At 69.8% G+C, this 25,033-nt stretch carries 24 protein-coding genes and 3 pseudogenes; 17 read left to right on the top strand and 10 right to left on the bottom strand.

Going from position 1 to position 25,033, the window contains the following annotated elements; genetic code table 11:
* The first annotated feature begins 101 nt into the window (after positions 1-101).
* On the top strand, positions 102-1,547 hold the full coding sequence (locus D9V36_RS05565) for an oxygenase MpaB family protein (RefSeq protein ID WP_129292784.1): 1,446 nt from the start codon (positions 102-104) through the stop codon (positions 1,545-1,547).
* Between the two features lie 178 nt (positions 1,548-1,725).
* Here D9V36_RS05565 and D9V36_RS05560 read toward each other — a convergent pair whose 3' ends face one another.
* Positions 1,726-3,165 carry a purine-cytosine permease family protein gene (locus tag D9V36_RS05560; RefSeq protein WP_129292783.1) on the bottom strand — a complete coding sequence of 480 codons (1,440 nt, stop codon included), beginning with the start codon at positions 3,163-3,165 and terminating at the stop codon, positions 1,726-1,728.
* Positions 3,162-4,352: a serine hydrolase domain-containing protein gene (locus D9V36_RS05555; protein WP_129292782.1), complete on the bottom strand. Its 1,191-nt coding sequence runs from the start codon at positions 4,350-4,352 to the stop codon at positions 3,162-3,164. Before D9V36_RS05555 ends, D9V36_RS05560 begins: the two co-directional genes overlap by 4 nt.
* A 117-nt stretch (positions 4,353-4,469) precedes the next feature.
* Here D9V36_RS05555 and D9V36_RS05550 point away from each other — a divergent pair, with 117 nt between their 5' ends.
* From D9V36_RS05550 to D9V36_RS05540, 3 genes are all read left to right on the top strand, one after another.
* The gene (locus tag D9V36_RS05550) at positions 4,470-5,396 is read left to right on the top strand and encodes a LysR family transcriptional regulator (protein WP_164992885.1); all 927 of its coding nucleotides are present in this window, start codon (positions 4,470-4,472) and stop codon (positions 5,394-5,396) included.
* Positions 5,397-5,513: 117 nt separating this feature from the next.
* A complete protein-coding gene (locus D9V36_RS05545; protein WP_129292780.1) occupies positions 5,514-5,708 on the top strand; it encodes a hypothetical protein in 195 nt (64 codons plus the stop codon).
* Between the two features lie 925 nt (positions 5,709-6,633).
* Entirely contained in the window at positions 6,634-8,265 is a 1,632-nt protein-coding gene (locus tag D9V36_RS05540) for a class I adenylate-forming enzyme family protein (protein WP_129292779.1), read from the top strand.
* A 1,255-nt stretch (positions 8,266-9,520) separates the two neighbouring features.
* Here D9V36_RS05540 and D9V36_RS05530 read toward each other — a convergent pair.
* The 3 genes from D9V36_RS05530 to D9V36_RS05520 form a co-directional block, all read right to left on the bottom strand.
* Entirely contained in the window at positions 9,521-10,924 is a 1,404-nt protein-coding gene (locus D9V36_RS05530) for a VanZ family protein (RefSeq protein WP_129292778.1), read from the bottom strand.
* Positions 10,925-11,001: 77 nt separating this feature from the next.
* Positions 11,002-11,352 (bottom strand): hypothetical protein, encoded by a 351-nt coding sequence (locus D9V36_RS05525; protein WP_241720714.1) that lies wholly within the window; start codon positions 11,350-11,352, stop codon positions 11,002-11,004.
* Between the two features lie 88 nt (positions 11,353-11,440).
* The gene (locus D9V36_RS05520) at positions 11,441-12,421 is read right to left on the bottom strand and encodes a GlxA family transcriptional regulator (protein ID WP_129292776.1); all 981 of its coding nucleotides are present in this window, start codon (positions 12,419-12,421) and stop codon (positions 11,441-11,443) included.
* Between the two features lie 71 nt (positions 12,422-12,492).
* Here D9V36_RS05520 and D9V36_RS05515 point away from each other — a divergent pair, with 71 nt between their 5' ends.
* Together D9V36_RS05515 and D9V36_RS05510 are read left to right on the top strand one after the other, a co-directional pair.
* Entirely contained in the window at positions 12,493-13,167 is a 675-nt protein-coding gene (locus D9V36_RS05515) for an HD domain-containing protein (RefSeq protein ID WP_129292775.1), read from the top strand.
* 70 nt (positions 13,168-13,237) lie between these two features.
* Positions 13,238-13,660: a Rid family hydrolase gene (locus D9V36_RS05510; protein WP_129292774.1), complete on the top strand. Its 423-nt coding sequence runs from the start codon at positions 13,238-13,240 to the stop codon at positions 13,658-13,660.
* A 550-nt stretch (positions 13,661-14,210) separates the two neighbouring features.
* Here D9V36_RS05510 and D9V36_RS41780 read toward each other — a convergent pair.
* The gene (locus D9V36_RS41780; RefSeq protein ID WP_129292773.1) at positions 14,211-14,303 is read right to left on the bottom strand and encodes a DUF3761 domain-containing protein; all 93 of its coding nucleotides are present in this window, start codon (positions 14,301-14,303) and stop codon (positions 14,211-14,213) included.
* Positions 14,304-14,395: 92 nt separating this feature from the next.
* Between D9V36_RS41780 and D9V36_RS42985 the strand changes: the two genes are divergently transcribed.
* Positions 14,396-14,581 (top strand): hypothetical protein, encoded by a 186-nt coding sequence (locus D9V36_RS42985; RefSeq protein ID WP_129292772.1) that lies wholly within the window; start codon positions 14,396-14,398, stop codon positions 14,579-14,581.
* Positions 14,582-14,648: 67 nt separating this feature from the next.
* On the opposite strand, the gene D9V36_RS05495 is transcribed toward D9V36_RS42985, so the two are convergent.
* Positions 14,649-15,215, bottom strand: coding sequence for an RBBP9/YdeN family alpha/beta hydrolase (locus D9V36_RS05495; RefSeq protein ID WP_129292771.1), 567 nt, complete (start codon positions 15,213-15,215; stop codon positions 14,649-14,651).
* A 60-nt stretch (positions 15,216-15,275) separates the two neighbouring features.
* Between D9V36_RS05495 and D9V36_RS05490 the strand changes: the two genes are divergently transcribed.
* Positions 15,276-15,626 (top strand): MerR family transcriptional regulator, encoded by a 351-nt coding sequence (locus D9V36_RS05490; RefSeq protein ID WP_129292770.1) that lies wholly within the window; start codon positions 15,276-15,278, stop codon positions 15,624-15,626.
* 27 nt (positions 15,627-15,653) lie between these two features.
* Here the strand turns inward: D9V36_RS05490 and D9V36_RS05485 are convergent.
* Positions 15,654-15,958, bottom strand: a pseudogene (locus D9V36_RS05485) (transposase); the annotation flags it as partial.
* Between the two features lie 361 nt (positions 15,959-16,319).
* Here D9V36_RS05485 and D9V36_RS05475 point away from each other — a divergent pair.
* The 6 genes from D9V36_RS05475 to D9V36_RS05450 all read left to right on the top strand — a co-directional run bounded on the left by D9V36_RS05475 (position 16,320) and on the right by D9V36_RS05450 (position 20,985).
* Positions 16,320-17,144 carry a HipA family kinase gene (locus tag D9V36_RS05475; protein ID WP_129292768.1) on the top strand — a complete coding sequence of 275 codons (825 nt, stop codon included), beginning with the start codon at positions 16,320-16,322 and terminating at the stop codon, positions 17,142-17,144.
* Positions 17,105-17,536 (top strand): DUF3037 domain-containing protein, encoded by a 432-nt coding sequence (locus tag D9V36_RS05470; RefSeq protein WP_241720713.1) that lies wholly within the window; start codon positions 17,105-17,107, stop codon positions 17,534-17,536. Before D9V36_RS05475 ends, D9V36_RS05470 begins: the two co-directional genes overlap by 40 nt.
* Positions 17,537-17,873: 337 nt before the next feature.
* Positions 17,874-18,635 (top strand): 3-oxoacyl-ACP reductase FabG, encoded by a 762-nt coding sequence (fabG, locus tag D9V36_RS05465; protein ID WP_088796372.1) that lies wholly within the window; start codon positions 17,874-17,876, stop codon positions 18,633-18,635.
* A gap of 29 nt (positions 18,636-18,664) precedes the next feature.
* Complete coding sequence (locus tag D9V36_RS05460) at positions 18,665-19,435, top strand: SDR family oxidoreductase (RefSeq protein WP_129292767.1); 771 nt, start codon at positions 18,665-18,667, stop codon at positions 19,433-19,435.
* 204 nt (positions 19,436-19,639) lie between these two features.
* Positions 19,640-20,308, top strand: a complete 669-nt coding sequence (locus D9V36_RS05455; protein WP_129298202.1) for a uracil-DNA glycosylase — start codon at positions 19,640-19,642, stop codon at positions 20,306-20,308.
* A 140-nt stretch (positions 20,309-20,448) separates the two neighbouring features.
* A complete protein-coding gene (locus tag D9V36_RS05450) occupies positions 20,449-20,985 on the top strand; it encodes a hypothetical protein (RefSeq protein WP_129298201.1) in 537 nt (178 codons plus the stop codon).
* Between the two features lie 50 nt (positions 20,986-21,035).
* Here D9V36_RS05450 and D9V36_RS05445 read toward each other — a convergent pair whose 3' ends face one another.
* Positions 21,036-21,671 carry a TetR/AcrR family transcriptional regulator gene (locus D9V36_RS05445; RefSeq protein WP_129292766.1) on the bottom strand — a complete coding sequence of 212 codons (636 nt, stop codon included), beginning with the start codon at positions 21,669-21,671 and terminating at the stop codon, positions 21,036-21,038.
* 85 nt (positions 21,672-21,756) lie between these two features.
* Between D9V36_RS05445 and D9V36_RS42980 the strand changes: the two are divergent.
* From D9V36_RS42980 to D9V36_RS40690, 3 genes and pseudogenes are all read left to right on the top strand, one after another.
* A pseudogene (locus tag D9V36_RS42980) lies at positions 21,757-21,852 on the top strand (NAD(P)-binding protein); the annotation flags it as partial.
* A 61-nt stretch (positions 21,853-21,913) separates the two neighbouring features.
* A pseudogene (locus tag D9V36_RS41770) lies at positions 21,914-22,540 on the top strand (FAD-dependent monooxygenase); the annotation flags it as partial.
* Positions 22,537-23,445: a Gfo/Idh/MocA family protein gene (locus D9V36_RS40690; protein WP_164993142.1), complete on the top strand. Its 909-nt coding sequence runs from the start codon at positions 22,537-22,539 to the stop codon at positions 23,443-23,445. The pseudogene D9V36_RS41770 and the gene D9V36_RS40690, both read left to right, overlap by 4 nt.
* Here D9V36_RS40690 and lnt read toward each other — a convergent pair.
* Complete coding sequence (lnt, locus tag D9V36_RS05435) at positions 23,414-25,024, bottom strand: apolipoprotein N-acyltransferase (RefSeq protein ID WP_129292764.1); 1,611 nt, start codon at positions 25,022-25,024, stop codon at positions 23,414-23,416. The two genes, D9V36_RS40690 and lnt, sit on opposite strands and share 32 nt — an antisense overlap.
* Positions 25,025-25,033 lie beyond the last annotated feature (9 nt).

The following is a 25,033-nucleotide window of genomic DNA, read 5'->3' as shown; positions in this document are numbered from 1 at the left end:
CCCGGATTCACGGAGGACCGTTGGGTTGGGCGGATATCCGGATGATCGCTCTTCGGGCGTCCCCTGCCCATTCCTGTACACGTGCTTGAGGAGACGTTCCCTTGGCTACCGCTGATCTTCCCGGTCCTGATTCGCTGCTGCGCCGCACGCTGGGGGAGTGGCGGATCGGGTTGGTGGCGTGGCGGCTGCTGGTTCTGCAGACCGCGGATCCGGCGGTCGCCGCCGGCATGGCTCACTTCTCCACCTACCGCGCGCACCCGTGGCGGCGTATCGAGCACACCATGGACAGCGGGAAGCGGCTGTTCTTCTCCGACCGCGAAGGGCTACGCCGTGAGGTTGCCCGTCTGGAGCGCACGCACCGCCGTCTGGCCGGGACCGACGAGCAGGGCAGGCCGTTCACCGCGTTGGACCCGGCGGTGCGGGTGTGGGTACTGGTCACCTTGTACGAGTGCATGACGGCGATGCGGGAACTGTCCGGACGCCCGCTGACGCCGCCTGAACTGGATCAGATGTACGGAGAATTCCGAGCGGTGTGTTCCGAGTTCGGCCTCTCCGACGACCTGCTCCCGGCCACCGCCGCGGACGTGCCCGCGTACATGGACCGCACGATCCGCGAGCGCCTCGAATACAGCGAACCCGTGCGCTACCTGCTCTTCGACATGCTCCGTGAAGCACCCGCACCGCGCCGCCTCGGCCACCTGAAGCCGGCCTGGCCGCTTGTGCGCACGGTGGCTGCCCACGTGATCGGTGCGCTGACCACCGCGGACCTGCCGGAAGCCTTCCGGGAGCGCTTCAACGTGCCCCGCACCCGCCGTGCGGCCCTGCTGTCCTTCCTCCTGCACCGTGGCACGCGCGTGCTGATGGATGTGCTGCCCGAACACCGCCGCTACCGCACCCCGCCGGCGGGCAACTCCTCGACTTCGCAGCCCCCCACCGCCTCCACCGACCGTCCTTCCCCGCCGGAGGCAAGCCCTGTCCGGCTTCCCGCACCACGCCGCCGCAAGGGTGCCGATTGCCGCCCGGCGCGTCTGCGCACCTTCTTCCACCAGGTCCTCGACCAGACCGGCGACGGCCGCATCAGCTCGGCCGATCTGCAGGCCATGGCGCGCAACGTGTGCTGGCCGCTCGAACTCACCCCTGAGTGTGAAGCCCGCGTCTATGCCGCCTTCGAGACCTGGTGGCAGCACCTGCGGACCGGCATGGACGCTGACGACGACGGACAGGTGACCTGCGAGGAGTTCGTCACCGCCATGCTCACCGGGATCGACGCCGGGCCGGGCTACCTTGAGCAGGGGGTGCTGGTCGCAGTGCGGGCGATCTTCCACGCTGCGGACACCGACGGCAGCGGACACCTGTGCGCCGATGAGTACCGCACGATCTTCGGCGGCTCCCGGGTCCACCCCGCCGAACTCAACCACGGCTTCCGCCAACTCGACCACGATGGAGACGGCCGCATCACCGAAGACGAATTCGTCCAGGCCTTCACCGACTACTTCACCGCCCGCACCGACAACACGGCCGGCAGCCAACTCCTCGGACGCCCATAGCGGCCGGTGCGGGCCGAAGCGCCGGGAGCAGCCACTGATGACCTTGGCGGCTCAGTGGCGCAGCTGCGGCGACCGACTCGCCCTGCGCGCTGATGACCGTGGCGCGCTTCTCCCGCTCCGCCCTCCGCCGCGGCGACTTCGTTGCGGGCGTGAACGAGATCCGGTGATCGGCGCAGGGTCACGCGTGGTCGTCGCCACGCACCGGATCGGCCAGGGCGGGAAGGGCGTACAGCTCCGAGGGGTGCGCAACCGGTCCGGGCCGGCGGTCCCGGATCAGCCTGGCGCAGACGTAATATCCCATTCCGCCCACGACGAGTCCGACGAGCCAGGACAGGTCGGCGCCGCCGAGGAAGCCCACCAGGGGGCCGACGTACATGCCGCTGTTGATGAAGAGCAGTTCGGCGCCGATCGACACGAGGTAGATGAGCACCGCCCACCAGTTGAAGGTCCCGTAGGGGCCGTCCTTCGTCAGTAGCGCGGGAATGTCGTAGCGGCCCCGGCGAACGACGTAGTAGTCAACGAGGTTGATCGCGGACCACGGCACCAGTAGTGCCAGCACGAACAGGGTGATGTTCTGGAAGGTGTCCAGCAGGCTGCCGCTGGACAGGACGGCGAGTACGCCGGCGACCGTCGCGAAGCAGATCACGAAAATCGCTCGTGCCGCCGCGGTCGAGCGCACCCGGCCGTCCGCGGATACCGCGCTGAGCACGGTGAGGAAGGCGCCGTAGGGGCCCTCCGCGCCGGCCGGAACCAGGCCGAGCAGCAGCGCCGCGACCAGCAGCCCGCTGACCGACGGATAGCGGTCGGCCAGGAACCCGATCGCGTCGGAGTTCACCGCGTCACTGTTGACGGCCGCGGCCATCGCTCCGACGGTCATCGTGCCCGCTCCGCCCACGGCCGAACCGAGATACGTGTAGGCGAACGTCACCCTGGTCGGCGTGTCCTGAGGCAGGTAGCGGGAGTAGTCGGAGACGTAGGGAGCCCAGGTGACCTGCCAGGCGACGCACACCGACATCGCCGAGACGACGGCGGCGACGGAGTGTGTGGTCGCGCCGGACGGGGGGCTGGGAAGGTGCGGGACAAGCCATACGAACAACGCGATAAACACCACGCCCGAGATCACCGCGACGATCCGGCCGGCGGCGTGGATGAGCCGGTATCCCACCAGGGGGATCACCAGCAGCACCAGGTTGAAGACCACGATGCCCGCGGTCTTGGGTACATGGGCCCAGGTCGCGATCGCCTGCCCGGCGACGAGGCTGCCCTCGACGGCGAAGCCGAGATACATCAACACGACCATGAGGGAGGGCAGCACCGCGCCGTAGAAGCCGAACTGGGCGCGGCTTTGCACCATCTGCGGAAGACCGAGTTGGGGCCCCTGCGCGGAGTGGTAGGCCATGAACAGCCCACCGACCAGGTTCCCCACCACGATGCTGATGATCGCCCAGGTCAGATCGAGTCCCATCCCGATGGTCACCGCACCGGTGATCAGGGTGTTGATCTGCACATTGGTGGAGAACCACAGGGCGAGCTGGTGCCACGGCCTGCCGTGGCGCTCCGCGGCCGGAATGTGTTCGATCGTTCGCCGCTCCAGCGCGAACGGCGGGTGCCGCTTCATCGTGCCTCCCGGGCTCCGTGCCCGGACCCGACGGCTGCGGCAATCATGGCCAGCCCCGCGGCATGTTCGGCACGGGCGTCGCGGGGGTGCGGCAGGCTGGACAGCTTCACGATGACGACGTCTCGTTGCGGGTCGAGCCAGAGGTACTGGCCGAAGATGCCGATCCCGAAGAGCGTGCCCACCGAGTCGCCGGGGTTCCACCACTGGTTGCGGTAGGTGCCGTTCGGGTGGATCGACCCGAGGTCGCGGTCGGGCAGCACCGCTGCCCGGCCGCCCCTGCGCGTCGCGTGGATCCACTCCTGGGGAATGACCTGCCGGCCGTCGACCACACCGCCGTCCAGCACGCACCGGCCGAACCGGGCGAGATCGCGGGCGGTGGCGCTGATTCCGGCGCAGGCGTACGGGGCGCCCTCCGGATCCACGGTGACCACGGCGTCGTGCTCGGCACCGATACGGGACCAGACCCGTTCGCCGAGCACGTCCGGATAGGGCTGTCCCGCGGCGCGCTCCAGCACCCAGGCGAGCACGTCGGTGGTCGCCGAGCAGTACTGGAAGCGCCGCCCGTGCGGGCCGTCGGGCTCCAGGCCGGTCAAAAAGGCACGCACGCCGGCCGGGTCCCCGTCGTGCTGGGGCCGCCAGCCCGCCGCCCGATCCCCGGTCTGCACCTGCGACCGCGGATCGTCGTAATCCTGGCTGAACCGCAGCGCCGCGGTCATGTCCAGCACCTCGCGCACCGTCGCCGTCCCATAGGCCGACGACGCGAGTTCGGGAACGTATGTCTCCACCGTGGCCGACACATCCAGCACCCCCTCGGCCACCAGACATCCCGCGGCCATGCCGGCGATCGACTTGGAGATCGACATCAGTGCGTGCCGACGGTGGGGCGCCGCCTCGCCGTAGTAGCGCTCGAACAGCATCTGTTCGCCGCGCAGCACGACGATCGCGTCGGTCGCCGTCCGCGCCAGGAACTCGGCCACGGTCGAAGAGCCTTCGCCGGTCGCGATCACCGCCTCCTCCAGCTCCACCTCGGCCGCAGCGAACCGGCGGTGGCCGGCCCTGCCGCGCGGGATCACCGCGGTGGACAGCAGCCGCTCCATATGGTTGAACGCCCAGTGGTTGTCCGGCGGTTCGAGCCAGTTGTCGGGCGTGGCCGGGTTTTCGAGGGGGGTCTGCATCGATGCGCTCATGGTGCGGATCTCCTGTTCCGGACGACGAGAACGGGAGACTCAGCGTCGCGAACCCGAACCATGCTGTCCAATACTGATTGTTGCCCTATCTCCATGCCGCTCCGGCATAATGGGCCCGTGGGGATCAACCGTTTTCGCTACTTCCTCGCGGTCGTCCGTACCGGCACCGTCACCGAGGCGGCACAACGGCTGCACGTCGCGCAGCCGGCGGTGTCCCGGCAGCTGCGCCATCTGGAGACCGAGCTGGGACTCGTCCTGTTCGACCGGACCGGGCCGCGACTTCGGCTGACGAGCGCGGGGCGGCAGTTTGTCGCCGTCGCCGAGGACCTGGTCTCCCGAGCCGACCGGATCGACTCCGTGGCCCGGCACATGGCACGCGGCGAGCTGTCCCGCGTAGTCGTGGCCGCCGCCCAGACCACCATCAACGAGGTGCTCGCACCGTTCGTCGCGACCCTCACCCCCAACGATCCGTTCATCTCGGTACGCGAAGTACCCGCCGACCAGATCCAGGCCACCGTGCACGAACAGGCCGATCTCGGCATCGCCGCGGGGCCGGCCCACGACCCGATGCTGGCCTGGCGCCCACTGACCGACGTTCCCCTGCGCGCATACGTTTCCCCCACCCACCAGTGGGCCACCCACGGTCGACACACCATCACGCTCGCCGAACTCGTCACCGAAAAGCTGCTGCTGCTGACCCGGGAACACCCGGCGCGAACCGTCCTCGACCAGGCCGTCTCCACAGCGGGCCTGACCTACACCGATGTGACACAAAGCAGCAACGCCCTGATGTGTCAGGCGCTTGCGGTCAGCGGCGTCGGCGTCGGCGTCGTCACCGACCTGCCCCGGTTCGGCGGCCATCCCCTGCTGATCGACACCGCCGGACCAACCCCCCTGCGCCTACAACTGCGCGCCTGCTGGCCGCCGGACCACTACGCCGCACAGGCACTCACCACCATCCTCGACCGCCTCGCCGAATTCGCCGCCACCTACGTCCACGACACCGCATGGCAGGCCTCACCCGACAACCACCAAGACCCATGAACCTTGACGGGATCGCCGAGTGTCATGGAGGACGATTCGTGTGCAGGGCGCCGAAAAGGCCACCGTGCCCACGTCGAGGGGTGGTCGGCCCTGGCAGGCCCGGCCTGCTGATCGCCGATGATTGATGCGTGCGGGCTGGGCAATGGCGTCCGGCGGGTGCTCGGGGGTGGGGCAGTGATCGAGGTCGGGCAGCAGGGCGCGTTCAGCGTGAACAGTGTCGGCATGGAGCGCTGGCCGTTCCCCTTGAGCTTCAGCGTCCGCGAGGCCGAGGGGCTGTGGCACGGCACCTGGCGGATCACGCCCGCGGAGTAACACGAGGAGCCACCCCGACGAGGTGCCGGGTGCAGGCGGTGGCGGGTCACACAGCGTACGGAGGGGCGCCGCGAGGTCGACCCGGGCCGGGGCCAGGCCTTGTTTCCCGACTGGGCCGGGGGTGCCACCCGACGTGGCCAACTACCGTGCTCAGTTGTGACTGAGCACGGTACCTGGCCCCGATGGACAACTCCGATGCTCAGAATCGGCCTTGCAGTGACGCCAAACGCAAGCTGGCCCGCCTGCTCGTGTCGAGCAGTGGAACCCGCACCTCGACCCGTGGGCCCCGCCCCGGCGTGAAGGGATCAGACAGCAGAAGAGCGCAGGGCACCTGCTCGTCGACGATTTCCGGTAACCGGTCGCACACCGTCTGCCCCGACGCGCCCGCAACGGGGACCACGGTTAGCGGCCTGACCGCAACCATCAAGCCGGGGAAAATCGCGAAGAGGGCTTTCCGGCCGTCCTGGATGGGTCTTGACCTGGCCGCATGTCTCACCGTCTGCGGGCTGCCTCGTAGATCGCTTCGCGGTCTGCCCGGCTCACCAGGTCGGGTCGGGCCAACAGCCCGCCTACGAATGCGACGACAGATGGTGGTCAAGCTTGCCTATGCGCCCTGCAGGGCCAGGAAGGCCGTCTGTGGAGATGCTGGTCATGGGCGAGCTTCACACCCCCGCAGGGCAGCGGCCTGTGGTTCAGGCGGTGCGTCGGGCCAACCTTGCTGTAGGTCCGGGGCTCTTGGTGCAAGGGCCTGCTGGGACCACACCACGGGGAGCGATACCCCGCCATGATGACGGGCGTCCGGTGCTCTCTCAGACGCTCAACTGCCCTGCGAATACCGAATTTGCATGGCGGGGATGATACTCCACCGGGCGATGGCCGAACGTGGCCCCCGTGAGGTCAAGGCCGCTGAGCGGCATGTTTGCATATGTTGGTGATCGTTAACGCACAGGAAACATCCGAGCCGCGCACGTACGTGGACCGCATTCTGGAGCACTGGAACACGGACGAGGACGCCGAGGCGCTCGTCCAGGGGACGCAGCGGCTGACCAGAGGGGAAGCCCGGCGGCAGCTGTTCAGGCTGGGGCATGCGCTGCGGGGGCAGGGGCTCGCGCCCGGCGACGGGGTGGGGCTTTTTCTGGCCAACCGTGTCGACTCGGTCCTCGTTCAGCTCGCCGTCCATCTCATCGGCTGCCGCGTCGTCTTCTTGCCGCCCGAGCCGGGGCCCGGCGAGCTCGCCGCGCTCGTCGAGCAGTCCCGGGCGCGCGCCGTGGTCACCGACCCGCTCTTCGCGGAACGGGCCGCCGACGCGGCCGGCCGCAGCGTCCACGCCCCCGCACTGCTCAGCCTCGGCCCTTGTGAGCAGCGGTGCGCGGACCTGCTGGCCCTGGCGGCCGAGTGCCCGGACGCGCGCCCCGACGGTGTGCCCGCCCCGGGAGCGGACGAGGCCGTCACCGTCCTCTACACCGGTGGAACCCTGGGCCGCCCCAAGCTTGCCGCGCACACCCACCGGCTCTACGACACGCTGGTCGACCTCTTGACGGACGACGCGGAGGACTCCGGCCCCGCGTTCTTCCCGACCATGGACCCGAGCACGGACAGGGTGCTCGCCGCCACGCTGCTCACGCACGGCAGCGGCCATCTCACCTCGATCCAGGCCCTGGTGACGGGGTCCGCCCTGGTCGTGCTGCCCGAGTTCGAAGCGGACGCGGCGCTGACGGTGCTGCGCGAGGAGCGGATCACCGCCACCATGTTCGTGCCGCCGATGATGTACGCGGTGCTCGACCATCCGGAGTGCAAGCCGGGCGTCCTGCCCGCGCTGCGGCAGATCGCCGTGGGCGGCGCGGCCACGTCGCCCAGCCGGCTGCAGCAGGCGGTCGAGGTCTTCGGGCCGGTGCTCGGCCAGGGCTACGGGCAGTCGGAGGCGCTCGGCATCGCCGCGTTCGGCGCGGATGAGCTCGCTTCGGAGTGTGCCCTGCGCCCCGAGCTCTGGCGCAGCTGCGGTCGCGCGATATCGGACACCGAGATCGAGATCCGTGCCGAGGACAGCACTGCGGCGTTGCCCGTCCGGCAGGTCGGCGAGGTGTGTGTCCGGGGCAACGCGGTGATGCTCGGCTACTACGAGGACCCGGAGCGCACCGCGGCGGCACTGCAGGACGGCTGGCTGCGCACCGGCGACCTGGGCTACCTCGACGCCGAGGGCTACCTCTATCTCGTCGACCGGGCCAAGGACATCATCGTCACCGGCAGCACCAGCGACAACGTCTACTCCAGAGTCCTGGAGGACTTCCTGCTCACGCTGCCCGGTGTGCGCAACGCGGCGGCGCTGGGCGTGCCGGACGAGGAGTACGGGGAGGCCGTACAGATCTTCCTTGCCACGGCCGAGGGTGTCGAGATCGACCCGGAGGCGGTCGGCGCGGCGGTGACCGCCGAGCTGGGAGAGCTGTACACGCCCCGGAAGACGGTGCTGCTTGACCAGCTGCCGACGACCAAGGTCGGCAAGGTGGACAAGAAGGCGCTGCGCGCCGCGTGGACGAGCGGCGCCTTGGCCACGCCATAGGCTCTGTTGTTATGGAGGCACCCGGCCGGTTCGGGGTCAAGTGCGCTGTGAACACAGGGTTGTTGTGGCGCGCCTCGACCGGTTGTGCCTCCCCTGCGAAAGAGCGGAAGTGCGGCGCAGCTGTCCTCTGGGTGCCCTGCCGGGAGGTCGCAGAGGCTGTGTTCGTGCTGGAGCCTCCCGGTCTCGATCCTTTCACCGAGGGACACGTCGCCACCTGGATCCCGGACGGGTGGGGCACCCTCGGTGACGAGGGTGCTGACCTGGGGAAACCCACCAGGCGTTGCCAGAAGGCTCGAAGGGCGTTTCAGGGCCCTCAAGCATAGTGGCGCTGATCTTGGGGTGCTTCTCCGTTGTCATCAAGGCCCGATCTCGCCATGAGCCGCAAGGCTCTGCGAAAGGGGCAGACGGACGGTACGGTGCGAGGGTGGCTCCGCGGCATCCCCCGTCCGCGGAGCCACATTTGTGTCCGCCGGCCAGCGGAGCCGGCCAGCGGGGAGTCGCGGGCCAGTCGCCGCGGCGGCGGGAAACGTCGTGGTGTGCTGGTGCGTGGTGCGTGGTGCGTGGTGCGTGGTGCGTGTGGCGAGGCGTGCAGTGCCCAGGCGGGCTGGTCCACACTTGGACCGGCCCAGATGGCCCAGGTAGCGAGGGAGCTGCTCGGCTTCTGAGCAGCGAAGGCGTCGAATGGAACCCCCGCGCCCTCGGACAGGTTCGTCCAGCGCATCCAGCGCCCGTCGATGCCGTGCTTCCAGCCAGCTTCCACGAGTGGCCCGGTTGCGGCGGTGACGGACTTCTGGTCCGAGGCACTGCCGACGGCTATGTCCCATCCATCACCGGCGAGGTGGTCCAGCAGCTTCGGACAGATGCCCGGCTGGTGGCGGCCGACCGCTCCGCCGACCGCCTCGTGTCGTTTGCTGCCTGTGATTGACCAACTTGCGGCGATCAGTGGTGGCCATCTTCCCGACACCTTGCCGCCTGTGTAGATCGGTCAACCAAGGTCCGCTGGCGCAGGGCAGCCGAACGCGGAAAGGTCATGCCGTATTGCGCAAGGTCGCGCTCGTCGGCATGACGGCGCCCTGCTGCCGGGTTCGTTCGGTCCTCGCCCGGCGCACCGCGGCCGCGCGGGTCGCGGCGCCGCTGCGCGCGGCCCGCCTTCGAGGGGCCGGCGCATCGTCCGGCACCGCTTCCGGCTCGGGGAATGCTCTGCGGGACAGCTCCCGCATCGCGGCGGTCTGCCGCTCCACCGCCTTCGCGAAGTTCAGTTCTGCGTCGTGTCCACTTGGCCGCCGCCGTCTTCCTGCGGGTTTTCGATCTTTTCTTTCCTGCTCGCACGGGGATCGACCCTTCCGGTGGTCGCATCGACGTAGACGGGGTCGAGCACCACGCTCTTGTCGTCGGTCTCCAAGCCGGTCAGCCATTGAGCCCGCCACCTTCCCGCGCGCTGAACGGCCAGCAGTTCGCTGTCAGCAATGCGTACTTTGTGGCCCTTGGGCTGTTGCAGGGTCTTGAGTGCCGTGCGCTGGGCTGTCTTCTTGTCGACGGTCAGCGCCGGCAGGCCATGAGGGTGTTCCTCTGCGCGGACCAGGAGCTGGGAGACTCGGCCGGCGGTGTTGACCTGAACGTCCAGATGCATCGGCATCAAGACGCCGTCGCTGTTGCGCTGCCGCCAGCTGACGATCCACCCGAGCTCGGCCCGGTCCCCTACGGGGTATACGTGCGGCTCGGAGCCGCGCAACTGGCTTGGGTAGTGCTCCTGGGCGTAGCGGCGTGCGATGGGGAGCGCGTCCTTCTTGCTGCCGGGCTTTCGGGCGACGCCTGGTATGGGGTAGCTGGACGAGGTGGTCTTGCTGGAGCTTTCGAGGCTGACGTTGAGTTGTGAGGCATCTGGCCAGGTGAGCTCGGCGAACCCGTCGTTGAGGGCGATGAGCAGGGTGTCGGGACTGTCGTCGACGCCTGCTTGCAGCTGTACGTTGCTGATCTTGTAGCGGTCGCCGAAGGCTTGGCGGATGGCTCGGTGCGCTGCTGCCCTTTCCTTGTCTCCGGTGAGTTGGAGGCTGGTGGCGTCGACGGCGACGGGGGTGATCCAGGTGGCTGCGGCACTGCCGGCCGCGGCAAGGGTGGTGGCCGTGGTGAGGGCGGTGGCCCGGGCGTGGCGGCGGGGTGAGATGGCGGGTCGTTTGGCCAGCCGCAAGGCAGCCCAGGCGATTGCGGTGCCGGCGAGACCGCCCAGGGCGTTCATCTGCAAGTCGCTGCTGTCGCATCCCCGGCTGACGCCGGGGACCAGGGTTTGCAGGAGCTCGGTGCACAGGGAGAGCAGGATGCTGCCCGCGACGACCGGCAAGAGCGTGCGCAGGGCCATCAGCCCGAAGAAGCCGATGGGCGCGAAGAGCAAGAGGTTGAGCAGTCCTTGCTGGGTGGCGAACGGCTCAGCGTAGTTTCGGTTGATCACGCAGACACGGCTGGCTTCGGCTGCGGCTGCCCCGCTCGGCAGGAAGAGAGTGAGAGCGACTTCCGCCGTGACGGCCGCGCCGAGCGCGGCGTGGGACCACGGCCGTCCGCCGGCCCGGTGCGCGAGCCAGAAGCACAGGGCGGCGACAAGAAGGACGGCTAATGCCGCTGTGACGATGAAGCCGGTCTGGTTTTTGAATATGGCGGAGAACACGAACGCAGTGTCCTACATCCTGGAGAGCTGACAGAAGGTGGTCCGTGCCCGCACTGCCCCGCGGAGGGCACGGACGGTCAGCTGCAGTCGGCCAGGGGCATCTGGAACGTCTGCTGGCCTGGCACCTGGAGAAGGGCCACGGTGCTCGAGCAGTAGGAAATGTTGTTCCAGTTACCTGTCTTGGTCGTCCCGCTGGACTGACTGAACCAGCCGCTCCAGGAAGTCGATCCCGCCCGGTTGAAACCGACGCGGGCCGTGATGCTGGAGCCGCCGGTCTTCTTGTACCTGGTGGACGCTCTGTTGTTGGTGTACTTCTGGTGGTACAGCTCACCGCTGCTCAGGGATGAGCAGGTGTAGTTGCGGGTGCAGCTCACCATGGCCGACGTCTTGGCCGGCCCCGTGGCCGCTTCGGCGTGGGCAAGCGGCATGGAGCCGATTGCCGCCGGCGTCATCCCACTCAGCTCGCCGGTCCTGTGGTGTGAGGCCGGGCGCAGCACGGCATTCTGAGACGATCGATTAGTCCGTGCGCGGGACTGCTGGTGATGAAACCGGACCGCGCGATGTCGAGTGTGTGAAGGTGCGGCGGTAAGCGGTAGGGGTGGTGTCCAGCGTGCGCCGGAAGTGCAGCCGTAGGTTGGCTGCCGTGCCCAGCCCGCAGTCCCGCGCCACCTGATCCACGGAGAGGTCCGTGGTTTCCAGCAGCTCCCGCGCCCTGCCGAGCCGGGCGTTGAGCACCCACTGCAACGGGGTGGTGCCCGTCTCCTCGGTGAACCGGCGCATGAAGGTGCGTTGCGAGAGGCCCGCGTGCCGGGCAAGCACGCGCAGCGTGAGCGGTTCGCCGAGCCGGTGCAGGGCCCATCCACGGGTACCGGACAGCGACGCCTCACCGGCCACCGCGACGGGAGCCGGCACGTACTGGGCCTGCCCGCCGTCGCGGTGCGGGGCCGCGACCAGACCGCGGGCGATCCGGTTGGCCACCTCCGCGCCCAGGTCGTGGCGCACGATATGCAGGCACAGGTCGATGCCGCAGCACACCCCGGCCGAGGTGAGCACGTCGCCCTCGTCGACGTAGAGCACGTCGCGGTCGACCGTGACGGCCGGGAATTCCCGCTCGAAGTCGTCGATGTGCTTCCAGTGGGTCGTGGCGTGCAGCCCGTCCAGTACGCCCGCCGCGGCCAGCGCGAAGGCGCCCGTGCAGATCGACACCACACGCCGGCCTCGGTCGCGGGCTTCGGCCAGTGTGTCGAGCACGGCGTCCGGCAACGAGAGGACCGGTTCGAACCCCGGCACGATCACGGTGTCGGCGCTGCGCACCTGCTCCAGGCCTCCCTCGGCGAGCAGTGCGAAACCCGCGGTGGTGGCCACCTTCGTGTCCAACGCGCACAGGGTCATCTCGTAGGGGGTTTCCGGCCGGGTGGTGAAGATCTGCGTCGGGATCGCCAGGTCGAGCGGGGTGACCCCGTCCAACGCCAGGACTGCGACTCGATGGGCTGCCATGGCAAGATTCTAACGAGGTAAGGAAATATTGCCTCTCGCCAGGTCAGGGTGGTCGCGGTCAGGCTGAGGACATGACCGGACCTACACGCGAGGCGACCGCCGACCCGATCGCGCTGCCCAGCACACCACTTACCGACGCCGTCATGAACCTCATCCGACCGGTGGAAACGCCGTCCGTCTTCAACCACAGCATCCGCAGCTACCTATTCGCCCGGCTGGCCGCCGGCCGCCTCGGCCTGACCGTCGGCCACGACTACCGGGACGACCTGTTGTTCGCCGCGTGCGCGATGCACGACCTCGGCCTGGCGTCGGACGGCCCGCACCGACAGCGGTTCGAGGTCGAAGGCGCCGACCGGGCCGCCGAATTCCTCACCCAAGAGGGGATGTCCACGGCCGACGCCGACCAGGTCTGGCAGGCGATCGCCCTGCACACCTCTCCGGGCATCGCGGAACGCCGCGGCACGCTGTGCGTGCTCGTCCGCGAAGGCGTCGCCCTCGACTTCGGAGTCCCGGCGAGCGCCGACCACCTCGACGCGGTCACCGATGAGCAGGCCGACGCCATGCACGCCGCCTATCCACGGCTGGACATGATCCGCTCACTCACCGACGCGATCGTCGCGCAGGCCGCGAAAGACCCGAAGAACGCACCCCGGTACACGACCCCCGGCGAACTCCTGCGCGAACGCCAGACCTTCGGCCGGACCCGGCTGGAGCACACCGGTCGTTCGTCCCGCTGGGGCGACTGACTCGACGGGCTCCACGACCCGTCAACAAAGAAGTCAACAGAGGCTCGACAAAGAAGAGGAAGCACCGCAAATGACCGTCCACACCGTCGAGATCCCCGAGAACAACGCGGTCTTCGGGGAGACCACCCATGCCTTCGCAAGCTTCGGCTATTCCGCCGCGGTGCGTGCGCACGGCCTCTTGTTCATCGCCGGAACGATCGGTCGCCGCGCCGACGGAACCATCCCGGACACCATCGAGGAGCAGACCGAGATCGCCATCGGGAAGATCGAGGAGATCCTCCGGATGGAGAACCTCGACATGTCCGCCCTCGTCGACGTCACCAGTTACCACGTCGACATCCGCCGGCACCTGCCCGGATTCATCAAGGCCAAGCAGCGCCTCGTCGAAGCGCCCTACCCGACCTGGACGATCATCGGGGTCAGCGGCCTCGCCAGCCCGGGTCTCCTCGTTGAGGTCCGCGCGACCGCCGCGTATCCCGACGCATCCCGGTAGACCGCCGCTCCTGGACCGACCCGGAGCGCCTGGTCGAGCAGCTGACCGGCTGCGGCTGGTTGGGCCTGCCGGGCGCTGCCGGCGATCTGTTTGCCTCCCGGCCGGAGAACCCCACCCCGGGGTGCGGTGATCAGAACAGCAGGCAGAGGGGGCTCCCGTGGAAACACGGAAACGGTCCCTTCCCCGTACGGGGAAGGGACCGTTGTCAGAGCGCCCGGCAGGCCTTGCACCTGCATCTCCCACCGGCTGGTGGACGTCTTTCCTTGGACCACAGACGCGCGGTTCCGGCCCGGAGGCCGAAGTTGCGTCATGATCATACTGCATCGGTGCGCCGGCGGCGAGAATCCGTCGCGCTCCACGCAGGCCAGGTCAAAGGTTTGCTGAGAGGTTTGCTGTTTATGGCGGATCGGCCATAAACAGCAGAGGACCCCGGAGTGCTCTCCGCCGAGGCGGAGGCAGCCGGCCAGGGCGACCGGCTTACAACTGCCGGTTGCCCGTCGGTAGCGCAGGCGAGGTGCCGGTACGCCAACGCTGCACGTCTCGGGCCGGCTTACTTGAACCAGAACTTCACGCCGCGGTGGTGGGAGCAGGTGCCGGAGAAGTGCTTCGCGTATGACCAGGTGCCGTCATTGCACTTGGCCATAACGCCCTTGGGATGCTTGATGTGGGTACGGCAAGTGCCAGTGGTGTGGTGGGGCGAGGTGGACTGTGGCGGCCTGAGCCGTGCCTGTGCCGATGGCGACGGGTGCGATGACGGCGGCGCTGAGCGCAGCGGCGGCCAATGCGCTTCGGATGCGACGCGAGCGGGCCATCAACCGGCTCAAGCAACACCGGGCCGTGGTCACCCGCTATGACAAGCGCCGCTACGTCTACCTCGGGACCGCCACCGCCGCGGCCCTCACCATCTGGCTCCGAACATGATCGACCGGACACGTTCTGGCTGTTCCCAGCCCTGCACGCGGCTTGTCGTGCAGTCCGCTTTTTCCCATTACGACGCAATGACTTCAAGGACTTCGCGTAGCGAGGTGACGCCGTCAGAAGCGAGGAAGTGACCGGCTCCGGGAACCACCTCTGCGGAGGTCGCGAGCAGGCCGGCAAGGCGGTCGGTGTGACCGGGGGGAACGTACGGGTCTGCGTCGGACCGGATGATCGTGAGTTGGCCGATGTGGCTGCTGAGCCCCTCCACGTCGCAGCCGTCTCCGATGTATGAGTTCAGCTCCGGAAGTGCGGGCAGTTGGTCGACGAAACCGGAGACCAGCACGAGGGTGCCAAGGTGCCAGGGGGCCGGAAGCGAGCACAGATAACGCAGCACGGTCAGAGCGCCCAGGCTGTGCGCGACGACAATCGAGTTCTCGTCAAGGGTACCCAAATCGGTACGTACTGCTTCCAACCACTGTGCGGGGTCTGGGTCTTGCGGGTTCGGAAGAGCAGGGATCGTGGTGGGGATGCCGCCCGCGTTGAGTCGCTCGGCAAGCCAAGCAAACCAGTGATCTTCGGGGGATGCGCCGTAACCGTGGATGATCGAGGCACGCTGCTGGGTTGTTCCAGTTGTCATGCCACAGGACGGTATGAGTTCACGTCAGCGTGAAGGTCAAGCCGATGAGGAGGATCGACGGTGCTGATCAGCGAACTCGCTGAGCTGACCGGTGTCAGCGCACGAGCGCTACGCCACTACGAGGACCGAGGACTCTTGGCCCCGGCTCGCAACAGCAGCGGATACCGGGACTACTCCGAGTGCGATGTCACCCGCGTAGCCCAGATCAGGACGATGATCTCCGCTGGTTTGGGAACCTCGACCATCCAGAAGTACCTCGATTGCGCTCGCACCGGCGAGCACGGCACTTCCCTTGAGATGTGTCCAGACCTGCGGGCCGAGCTGGACGCCTTGGCCAGACGCCTCGACGCCAGACAAGCCGAACTCCGCGAGACGCGCCGACGATTGAGCAGGATCGCATCCGTGGGTTGAGGCGCGCCAACAAGGTCATGGCCGACCGCCGGTGAGTGTGATGGCCGGTGGGGTGCCGTGCGCGTCGGTGATCACGTGGTGCTTCGAGCCCGGTCTGGCGCGGTCGACCGGGCTCGGCCCGGTTTTGGTCCGCCCCGATGGGCCTGCCGGTGCGAGCCGTCGAGCACCGCCCGGGGCCAGTCCGGCTTTCCCGCCTGGTGCAGCGCGGTCAGCAGCACCTGGTGCAGCCGGTCCCACACCCCGGCCTCGTTCCAGTCCCGCAGCCGCCGCCGGCAGGTCATCCCGGAGCCGAAGCCGAGCTCGTGCGGCTGCCACTCCCACTGGATACCGGAAGGTTGTACTTCGCCCTGCCGAGGGGAGCCAAGACCCTACCGTCGACATGCCCCCTTCGGTGGCCGAGGGGCTGAAGCGTCATGTCGACGCGTTCCCGCCGGTAGAGGTGGAGCTTCCGTGGGGGATGGCTCGGGCACTCCTCGCCTGTGATCACCCTCAGTTACTATGCTCACTTCATGCCGGAGGCCGGAAGCGAGGGGCGCACCGCCATCGACGGACTGCTCGGGAAGCAGGGAGAACCGCATGCCATGCGAAACTCCCCGGATTCTCCCCAGGGCCGTTGACGGGCGATTTCCGCTGCCGCACCCGGCCGAAGTCGATCATGGATTGCAAGGCGGAAGAGATGGGTGGCCTGGGAAAGTGCTTACAGAGGTGACAGCGACTCGCTATGTCACGCCGTTGCGTGAAGGCGGATCGCTTCCGGGGATCGTCGAGGCCGACGACCTCGGTACCTACGTCATGAAGTTCACCGGTGCCGGGCAGGGGCGGAAGACGCTCGTTGCCGAGGTGATCTGCGGCGAGCTGGGCCGGCGGCTCGGGCTGCGGGTGCCGGAGCTGGTGCGGATGCAGCTCGATCCCGTCATCGGGCTGGGGGAGCCGGACCAGGAGGTGCAGGAGCTGCTGAAGGCCAGCGGGGGGCTCAATCTGGGGATGGACTACCTCCCCGGGTCGCTGGGCTTCGATCCGCTCGCCTTCGAGGTGAGCGCGCGCGAGGCGGGCCGTGTGGTGTGGTTCGACGCCCTGGTCAACAACGTCGACCGGTCCTGGCGCAACCCCAATCTGCTGGTCTGGCACGGCGAACTGTGGCTGATCGACCACGGTGCGGCGATGATCTGGCACCACAACTGGCCGAGCGCGCAGAAGGCTTCGGCCCGGCCGTACAACGCCTCCGACCACGTGCTGGCCACCTTCGGGCCGGATATCGCGGCGGCGGCCGAGGAGTTCGTTCCGCTGATCACCGAGGAGCTGCTGGCCGAGATCGCGGCCGAGGTGCCGGACGAATGGCTGGCCGACGAGCAGGGCTTTGATTCCCCGGACGCGCTGCGCCAGGCCTATGTGAGCACGCTGCTGGCCCGCGCCGGGACGATCAGCGAGCGGATCACCCTCGGGGAGCCCACCGGGGACAAGCCCTCGCAGGTGCCGGAATGGCTGGCCGCACGGCTGGTACGGAGGGCGGTGAAGTGACCGGTCTGCACAACGGGCGCGACGTTTTCGAGTACGCGCTGCTGAAGGTCGTACCCCGGGTCGAGCGCGGCGAGATGATCAATGCCGGTGTGGTCGTGTACTGCCACGCCCGGCGCTTCGTCGAGGCCAGGACCCATCTGGACGAGGCCCGGCTGCTGGCCCTGGATCCCACGACCGACGTGGCCGGGGTGCGCGCCGCGCTCGGTGCCGTCGAGGGCGTCTGCCAGGGCGGCGAGCGGGCCGGACAGGCGGCGGGGGAGGACGCGGGACGTCGTTTCCGCTGGCTGATGGCGCCGCGCAGCACCATCGTCCAGCCGGGCCCGGTGCACACCGGCCTGACCGTCGATCCCGCTGCCGAGGTCGAGCGGCTGATGGAGCTGTTGGTGCGCTGAGAGTCCGCTGCGAGTGCGCCGAGAGTGCGCCGAGAATGTGGTGAGGTCTTGCGGGTCCGCCGTTCAGGGCGCCCGGTTCCGTCTCGTGGGCGGCACCGGGCGCCCTGTCGTGTGACGTGGCCGTGTGGCGTGGCCGTGTGGCGTGATCGGGCCACGTGGTCGCGCCGGACTGCGGCCTGCCTTGCAGGTGAGGTGTGCAACGGCGCGGTGGTGGGGCGTTGACAGCGGGTGGCCGGGCTTCTAGCGTCAGCCCTGCTCAGGGTACTAAGCGGTTGCTCACCCACGGGATCGGTGCGGCGGACCGCTTGTCGAGGTTTCGAGGGTGAGGAGAACCCGCATGTCCACCACCGAGCAGCGCGTTGCCATCGTGACGGGCGCGGCCCGCGGTATCGGCGCGGCGACCGCCGTCCGGCTGGCCGCCGAGGGCCGCGCCGTCGCCGTACTCGACCTCGACGAGGCGGCGTGCAAGGACACCGTCGAGACGATCACCAAGGCCGGGGGCAAGGCCATCGCGGTCGGCTGTGACGTCTCCGACGCCGAGCAGGTCGACGCGGCGGTCGCACGCGTCGCGTCCGAGCTCGGTGCGCCGACGGTCCTCGTCAACAACGCCGGTGTGCTCCGCGACAACCTGCTGTTCAAGATGAGCGAGACCGACTGGGACACGGTCATGAACGTGCACCTGCGCGGTGCCTTCCTGATGTCCCGTGCCTGCCAGAAGCACATGGTGGACGCCAAGTTCGGCCGGATCGTGAACCTCTCCTCCAGCTCGGCGCTCGGCAACCGCGGCCAGGTCAACTACTCGGCGGCCAAGGCCGGCCTCCAGGGCTTCACCAAGACCCTCGCCATCGAGCTCGGCAAGTTCGGCGTCACCGCCAACGCCGTCGCCCCCGGTTTCATCGTCACCGACATGACCGCCGCCACCGCCGAGCGCGTCGGCATGGGCTTCGAGGAGTTCCAGGCCGCGGCGGCCACCCAGATCCCGGTGCAGCGCGTCGGCCGCCCCGAGGACATCGCCAACGCCATCGCCTTCTTCACCGGCGAGGCGGCCGGCTTTGTGTCCGGCCAGGTCATGTACGTCGCCGGCGGCCCGCTCAACTGACCGCCCCACCGACTCCAGGAGTACAGAACATGACCGAGCAGGACAGCGGGCTCCCCGAGCTCACCGGCAAGGTGGCGCTGGTCACCGGCGGCAGCCGAGGCATCGGCTACGGCATCGCCGAGGCACTGGTGGCCCGCGGCGACCGGGTCGTCATCACCGGCCGCAACGAGGACACCCTCAAGGAGGCCGTCGGGAAGCTGGGCACGGACCGGGCGATCGGCGTCGCCGGCAAGGCGCACGACGAGGCCCACCAGGCCGCCGCCGTCGAGCGCGCGATGGAGACCTTCGGCCGGGTCGACTACCTCGTCAACAACGCCGGTACGAACCCGGTGTTCGGTCCCATCGCCGACCTCGACCTCGGCGTCGCGCGCAAGGTGTTCGAGACCAATGTCGTCTCGGCGCTGGGCTTCGCGCAGCGCACCTGGCACGCCTGGCAGAAGGACAACGGCGGGGCGATCGTCAACATCGCCTCGATCGCCGGCCTCAACGCCTCGCCCTTCGTCGGTGCGTACGGGATCAGCAAGGCCGCCATGGTGAACCTGACGCTGCAGCTCGGCCACGAGTTCGCGCCCGGGGTGCGGGTCAATGCGATCGCGCCCGCGGTGGTCAAGACCAAGTTCGCGGCGGCGCTGTACGAGAACCGTGAGGAGGAGGCGGCGGCCGGCTACCCGCTGGGGCGGCTCGGCGTCCCGGAGGACATCGGCGGGGCGGCGGCCTTCCTGCTGTCCGACGCCGCGGGCTGGATCACCGGCCAGACCCTGGTCGTGGACGGCGGGCTGTTCCTGAACGTCGGCGTCTGACGGCACCGGGCGGGCCCGGGAGGCCCTGCCGTGGTGTGCGCTCCCGGAGACAGTGTCCGTGGTGCCGGTCCCGTCGGGGCCGGCACCACGTTCGGGGCCGGCGGACCGGGTCATCGGCCCGCGGACGGCATTGTCAGTGGTCGCCGGTAGGTTCTGGGAGTGAGAACGCAATGCACACCGGAGGTTGTTGACGTGGTGACCGACATGCTGCCCGAATCCTGGCGCGGGGTCCTCGGCGAGGAGTTGGAGAAGCCCTATTTCAAGGAGCTCACGGACTTCGTCGAGCAGGAGCGGGCCGCCGGTCCTGTCTACCCGCCCCGCGAGCAGGTCTTCGCGGCGCTGGAGGCGACGCCCTACGACCAGGTGAAGGTGCTCATCCTGGGCCAGGACCCGTACCACGGCGCGGGCCAGGGCCACGGCCTGTGTTTCTCCGTGCAGCCCGGTGTCAAGACACCGCCGTCGCTGCGGAACATCTACAAGGAGATGAAGGAGGAGCTCGGCCACCCGGTTCCGGACAACGGCTATCTGATGCCCTGGGCTCGCCAGGGAGTGCTGCTGCTGAACGCCGTCCTCACGGTCCGCGAGGGCGAGGCGAACTCCCACAAGGGCAAGGGATGGGAGAAGGTCACCGACGCGGTCATCCGTGCCGTGGCCTCCCGGCCCGACCCGGCGGTCTTCGTGCTCTGGGGGAATTACGCCAAGAAGAAGCTGCCGCTGATCGACACCGAGCGGCATGCCGTGGTGCAGGGTGCGCACCCCTCCCCGCTCTCGGCGAAGAAGTTCTTCGGCTCCCGCCCCTTCACCCAGATCGATGCGGCGGTCGCCGCACAGGGGCATACCCCGATCGACTGGCGGATTTCTGACCTGGGCTGAGCCGTCCGACCCATCCGGCCGATCATGGCGGGGGAGTCCCGCCACCCGGCGCGTCGTGCACACCGCGCGCAGGTTCCCTCCGGCGGTTAGCGTCGGGGGAACGGCAACGACCGTGGTGAGCGGAGACGGAGTGCGCGGTGGTGGACAAGCGGCGGGAGGCGACACCCGAGGACGGAGTGCTGACCCGGATCGGCCAGGCGATCATGTTGCATCGCGCGGGCGACCGGGAAGAGGCACGCAACCGTCTCTCGGCGCTGTGGCACGAGATCGGGCCGCAGGGAGACGCCTTCCACCGCTGCACCCTCGCCCACTACATGGCCGACACCCAGGACGACCCCAGGGACGAACTCGACTGGGACCTCAGGGCCCTGGAGGCGGCCGAGGGCTTCGTCACCGAACGGCCCGGGAACACCGGCACGCCGGAAGCACCGAAGGTGGCCGACGGCCCCGGCCCCCGCCACCCCCTCGTCGCGCTCCGGGCGTTCTTCCCCTCGCTGCATCTCAACATCGCGGCCGACTACGCCGCTCTGGACCGGCCTGCCGATGCGCGGGCGCAGCTGCGGCGCGCGCGTGCCTCGGCCAACGCTCTCGCCGACGGCGAATACCGCCAGGGCCTGCGGGACGCCATCGACCGGCTGCAGCTACGGCTCGACGGCACCGCCCGCCACACTCCGTGATCCCGCGGGCCACTCCGTAAATCGGGGGGCCACCCCACAAGCCGGCGCGCTCACCGCCGCAGCATGCCGTCGAGCAGCTCCGCGCAGGACGTGCGTAGTGCGTCACGGGTGGGGACGGCCGCATGGAACTGTCCGGCGGTACAGGAGAACAGCACTCCGTCGCACCACGCGACCATGCTCAGCGCATGCCGCTCGGGCTCGGCGGAACCGGCCGCCGCCAGCATCGCTGTCATCGGCTCCCGGAAGGCCCTCCCCGCCCGGTCGTAGACCGCCCGCAGCTCGGGCCTGCGGGTGGCTTCCAGGGCCAGTTCGTAACGGGCGATGAGCAGCTGCCGGTGCCGGGAGAGATAGCGGTGCAGCGCCAGGGAGACCGCCCCGGCGACCGCCGCCACGGCGTCGTCCGGCCGCGGCGCCGTCCCAGCCCCTTGCGTCGGCGCCCCGGGCAGCTCACGGGGCGTCAGCACGGCCGCCTCCCGCTCGGCCAGCCGCCGTACCGCCGTCTCCAGCAGGGCCGCCCGGGTGCGGGCGAGATTCGAGGTGGAGCCCTGCGGCAGGCCGGCCGCCTCGTCCACCGCCCGGTGGGTCAGCCCGCGCATCCCGCACTCGGCGAGCAGCGTCAGCGCCGTATCGGCGATCAGTTGGCGGCGAGTGGCGGGCGCCGGGGCGCGGCCGCTGCGGGAGTCCATGCCGGGGAGCCTAACGGGTTGACTACAGGTGTAGTGTGCGAGGTGTCGGAATACTACACCTGTAGTGATATCGAGGGTGGGGGACATGATGCGGCAGCGCAGCGCGCTGGTGATCGGCGGCGGTATCGGCGGGCTCACCGCCGCGGCGGCACTGGACCGCCGCGGCTGGTCGGTGACCGTCCTGGAGCGCACCATCCCACCGGAGCCGGGCGCCGCCTCCGGAAACCCGGCACGGAGCGGCCTGGGGCCCCGGCAGTACATGGGGCACCGTGCCGCTGTCCGGCGGGCGGATCTATGCCTACGCCACCGCGGCCGTACCGCCGGGCGGCCGGGCCGGCGACGAACGGGCCGAACTGCTGCGCCGCTTCGGCAACTGGCACCACCCCGTTCCCGCCCTCCTCGCCGCGGCGGACCCGGCCACGGTCCTCCGCAACGACGTGTACACCGCGGCCGCCGCGCCGCCCGCCTTCCACCGGGGACGGGTCGCCCTGCTCGGCGACGCAGTCCACCCCATGACCCCGAACCTCGGACAGGGCGGCTGCCAGGCCATCGAGGACGCCGTCGTGCTGGCACACCTGGCCGCACCGGATACCGGACCGGCCGACGCGCTCACCGCGTACACCCGGCAGCGGCTGCCGCACACCATGGCGGTCGTACGCCGTGCCGAGCGGATCGGCCGGCTCACCACCTGGCGCTCCGGGCCCGCCTGCGCGCTGCGCGCCGTCCTGATGGCCGCCACCGCCCGGCTCGCCCCGGATCTGATGCTGCGGGCCCTGGACGGGATCGCCGACCGGTGGCCGGCGGGCGGGACGTATGCTTCCGGCACGCGAGGCACCAGGGCCGCGGCGCAACCCAAGGAGCACGAGTGAAGGTCGGCTGCATCGGACTCGGCGACATCGCCCAGAAGGCGTATCTCCCCGTGCTGGGTACCCAACCCGGGCTCGAACTGCATCTGCACACCCGCACCCCGGCCACCCTGGAACGCGTCGGTGCCGCTCACCGGCTGACCCCGGGGCAGCTGCACAGCGACCTGGACTCGCTGCTCGCCACCGGCCTGGACGCGGCCTTCGTGCACGCCGCCACCGCGGCCCACCCCGAGATCGTGAACCGGCTGATCGAGGCAGGTGTGCCGACCTATGTCGACAAGCCGCTCTCCTACGAACTCGCCACCTCCCAGCGCCTCGTCGCGCGCGCCGAAGAGCGCGGTGTGGGCCTCACCGTCGGCTTCAACCGCCGGTTCGCTCCCGCCTACGCCCAGTGCCGCGAGCACGCCCGCGATCTGATCCTGATGCAGAAGAACCGGATCGGGCTGCCCGAGGACCCGCGCACGCTCGTGCTGGACGACTTCATCCACGTCGTGGACACCCTGCGGTTCCTCGTCCCCGGCGAGATCGACCACATCGATGTGCGCGCCCGGATCCGTGACGGGCTGATGCAGCATGTGGTGCTGCAGCTCTCCGGCGACGGCTTCACCGCGCTCGGCACCATGAACCGCCTGAGCGGGTCGGCCGAGGAACGCCTCGAAGTGTCCGGACAGGACACCAAGCGCGAGGTCGTGAACCTCGCCGAGGTGATCGACCACAAGGGGCAGCCGAGCATCCGGCGCCGCGGCGACTGGGTGCCGGTCGCCCGGCAGCGCGGCATCGAGCAGATCGTCCTGGCGTTCCTGGACGACGTACGAGCCGGCCGGCAGTCGTCCGCCGAGGACGCCCTGCGCACCCATGAGCTGTGCGAACGGGTGATCACCGACGCGCTCGCCCAGTCCGCCTGCTGAGCGCCCGCAGCCCGGCGTACCCGCCGGCGAGCACCAGCGCACCCATCGCCCCGTACACCGCCCAGTCGCCGAACCGGGTGTACGGGCTGGTGCCCGCGGCCAGCGGCAGATCGTAGACGGCCGCCGCACTGCGGTCGGTGCCGAGCCGTTCGCCGATCGGCTCGCCCCGGGGGCCGTACACCGCGCTGATGCCGGTGAGCGTGGCGTGCACCATGGGCCGCCAGTTCTCCGCGGCGCGCAGCGCACCCAGTGACGCATGCTGGGCGGGCGCCCAGCTGTCCTGGAAGGTCGAGGTCGAGGACTGGGCGACCAGCACCCGCGCGCCGTCGCGCGCCAGATGGCGGCTCATGTCGGGAAAGGCGGTCTCGAAGCACACCAGCGGCCCGATGCGCAGTCCGCCCGCGGCGGCGACCGGCATCACCACCTGGCGGGTGCCGCGCAGCCGGTCGCTGGGGGCCGCCTTGCCCACCCGCGTCGCCCAGCCCAGTACGGACCGGAACGGTATGTACTCGCCGAAGGGCACCAGCCGCATCTTGGCGTAGCGGTCCCCGGTGGGTCCGTCCGGGCCGATCAGGACCGCGCTCTTGGAGATGCCCGGCCGGTCGGCGTGCGCGGAGTCGGCGTTGATCAGCAGCTCGGCACCGGTCCGCCGGGAGAGGGCGGCGAGGCGGGCGGCGAGGGCCGGGTGGTCCGCCGGGTCCGTGTAGAGGCTGCTCTCGCCCCAGACGATCAGGCGTACCCCGCGGCCCGCCAGCGACCGGGTCAGGGCCTCGCTGCGGTCCAGGCGGGCGGCGGGGGTGCCGGTCCGGTTCGGCTGGACGACCGCGACCCGCACCGTGCCGGTGATGCGGGGGACCGGCGCCCAGAACCAGGCCACGGTGGCCGCCAGCGCGCACACCAGCAGCCCGGCGACGGCGGGCAGCCGTGCCGCCGGGCGGGCGATCAGCTCGGCCACCGCCGTGTTCACCGTCACCACCAGCAGGCTCACCAGCCACACCCCGCCGACCGACGCCAGCCGCAGCGCGGGCGGCACCTGCCACTGGCTGGAGCCCAGCAGCCCCCAGGGGCCGCCCAAGTACTCCCAGGAGCGGACCAGTTCGACCATCAGCCAGCCCGAGGGCACCAGCACCAGCGCGGCGGCGCACCGTCCGCGCCTCGCCCGCCGCCGTCCTGCGGCAGAGGCTTCCCCGGACCTCGTCCGCGCGGGACCCTCGCGCGCCGCCCCGCCCGCCGGGGGCGCGTCACCCAGCAGCGCGCGTACCAGCACCCCCCAGGGGGCCCAGAGCGCACCGAGCAGCAGGGCGAGCACCAGGATGAAGACATGCAGGCTGGGCAGCAGCCACTGGTGGACGGCCAGCATGAAGCCGGTGCCGCCCAGCCAGCCGTCCAGCGCCGCCCGCCGGCGGGTCGGTGCCGACCGCACCAGCAGCAGCCAGGGCACCAGCGCGACATACGCCAGCCACCACCATGACGGCGCGGGGAAGGTGAGGGCCGGCACCGCACCGGCGAGCGCGGCGGCCGCCCCCCGGGTCCAGGGGGAGCCGAGCCACCGCGCCGGACGGCCTGGCGGTGTGTCCATGCGGCCTCC

The sequence above is a fragment of the Streptomyces lydicus genome, from assembly GCF_004125265.1.
GTDB lineage: Bacteria > Actinomycetota > Actinomycetes > Streptomycetales > Streptomycetaceae > Streptomyces > Streptomyces lydicus_C.
Note: the sequence above shows the minus strand (reverse complement) of the source record. Positions and strands in the feature narration are given on the sequence as shown.

What these genes read in the sequence shown, in the direction of transcription:
- D9V36_RS05560 (WP_129292783.1), bottom strand. Translation starts at nt 3,165, where the DNA reads ATGAAGCGGCACCCGCCGTTCGCGCTGGAGCGGCGAACGATCGAACAC.
- D9V36_RS05555 (WP_129292782.1), bottom strand. Translation starts at nt 4,352, where the DNA reads ATGAGCGCATCGATGCAGACCCCCCTCGAAAACCCGGCCACGCCCGAC.
- D9V36_RS05545 (WP_129292780.1), top strand. Translation starts at nt 5,514, where the DNA reads ATGATTGATGCGTGCGGGCTGGGCAATGGCGTCCGGCGGGTGCTCGGG.
- D9V36_RS05540 (WP_129292779.1), top strand. Translation starts at nt 6,634, where the DNA reads ATGTTGGTGATCGTTAACGCACAGGAAACATCCGAGCCGCGCACGTAC.
- D9V36_RS05525 (WP_241720714.1), bottom strand. Translation starts at nt 11,352, where the DNA reads ATGCCGCTTGCCCACGCCGAAGCGGCCACGGGGCCGGCCAAGACGTCG.
- D9V36_RS05520 (WP_129292776.1), bottom strand. Translation starts at nt 12,421, where the DNA reads ATGGCAGCCCATCGAGTCGCAGTCCTGGCGTTGGACGGGGTCACCCCG.
- D9V36_RS05515 (WP_129292775.1), top strand. Translation starts at nt 12,493, where the DNA reads ATGACCGGACCTACACGCGAGGCGACCGCCGACCCGATCGCGCTGCCC.
- D9V36_RS05510 (WP_129292774.1), top strand. Translation starts at nt 13,238, where the DNA reads ATGACCGTCCACACCGTCGAGATCCCCGAGAACAACGCGGTCTTCGGG.
- D9V36_RS41780 (WP_129292773.1), bottom strand. Translation starts at nt 14,303, where the DNA reads ATGGCCAAGTGCAATGACGGCACCTGGTCATACGCGAAGCACTTCTCC.
- D9V36_RS42985 (WP_129292772.1), top strand. Translation starts at nt 14,396, where the DNA reads ATGGCGACGGGTGCGATGACGGCGGCGCTGAGCGCAGCGGCGGCCAAT.
- D9V36_RS05495 (WP_129292771.1), bottom strand. Translation starts at nt 15,215, where the DNA reads ATGACAACTGGAACAACCCAGCAGCGTGCCTCGATCATCCACGGTTAC.
- D9V36_RS05470 (WP_241720713.1), top strand. Translation starts at nt 17,105, where the DNA reads ATGGCTGGCCGCACGGCTGGTACGGAGGGCGGTGAAGTGACCGGTCTG.
- fabG (WP_088796372.1), top strand. Translation starts at nt 17,874, where the DNA reads ATGTCCACCACCGAGCAGCGCGTTGCCATCGTGACGGGCGCGGCCCGC.
- D9V36_RS05460 (WP_129292767.1), top strand. Translation starts at nt 18,665, where the DNA reads ATGACCGAGCAGGACAGCGGGCTCCCCGAGCTCACCGGCAAGGTGGCG.
- D9V36_RS05455 (WP_129298202.1), top strand. Translation starts at nt 19,640, where the DNA reads ATGCTGCCCGAATCCTGGCGCGGGGTCCTCGGCGAGGAGTTGGAGAAG.
- D9V36_RS05445 (WP_129292766.1), bottom strand. Translation starts at nt 21,671, where the DNA reads ATGGACTCCCGCAGCGGCCGCGCCCCGGCGCCCGCCACTCGCCGCCAA.
- lnt (WP_129292764.1), bottom strand. Translation starts at nt 25,024, where the DNA reads ATGGACACACCGCCAGGCCGTCCGGCGCGGTGGCTCGGCTCCCCCTGG.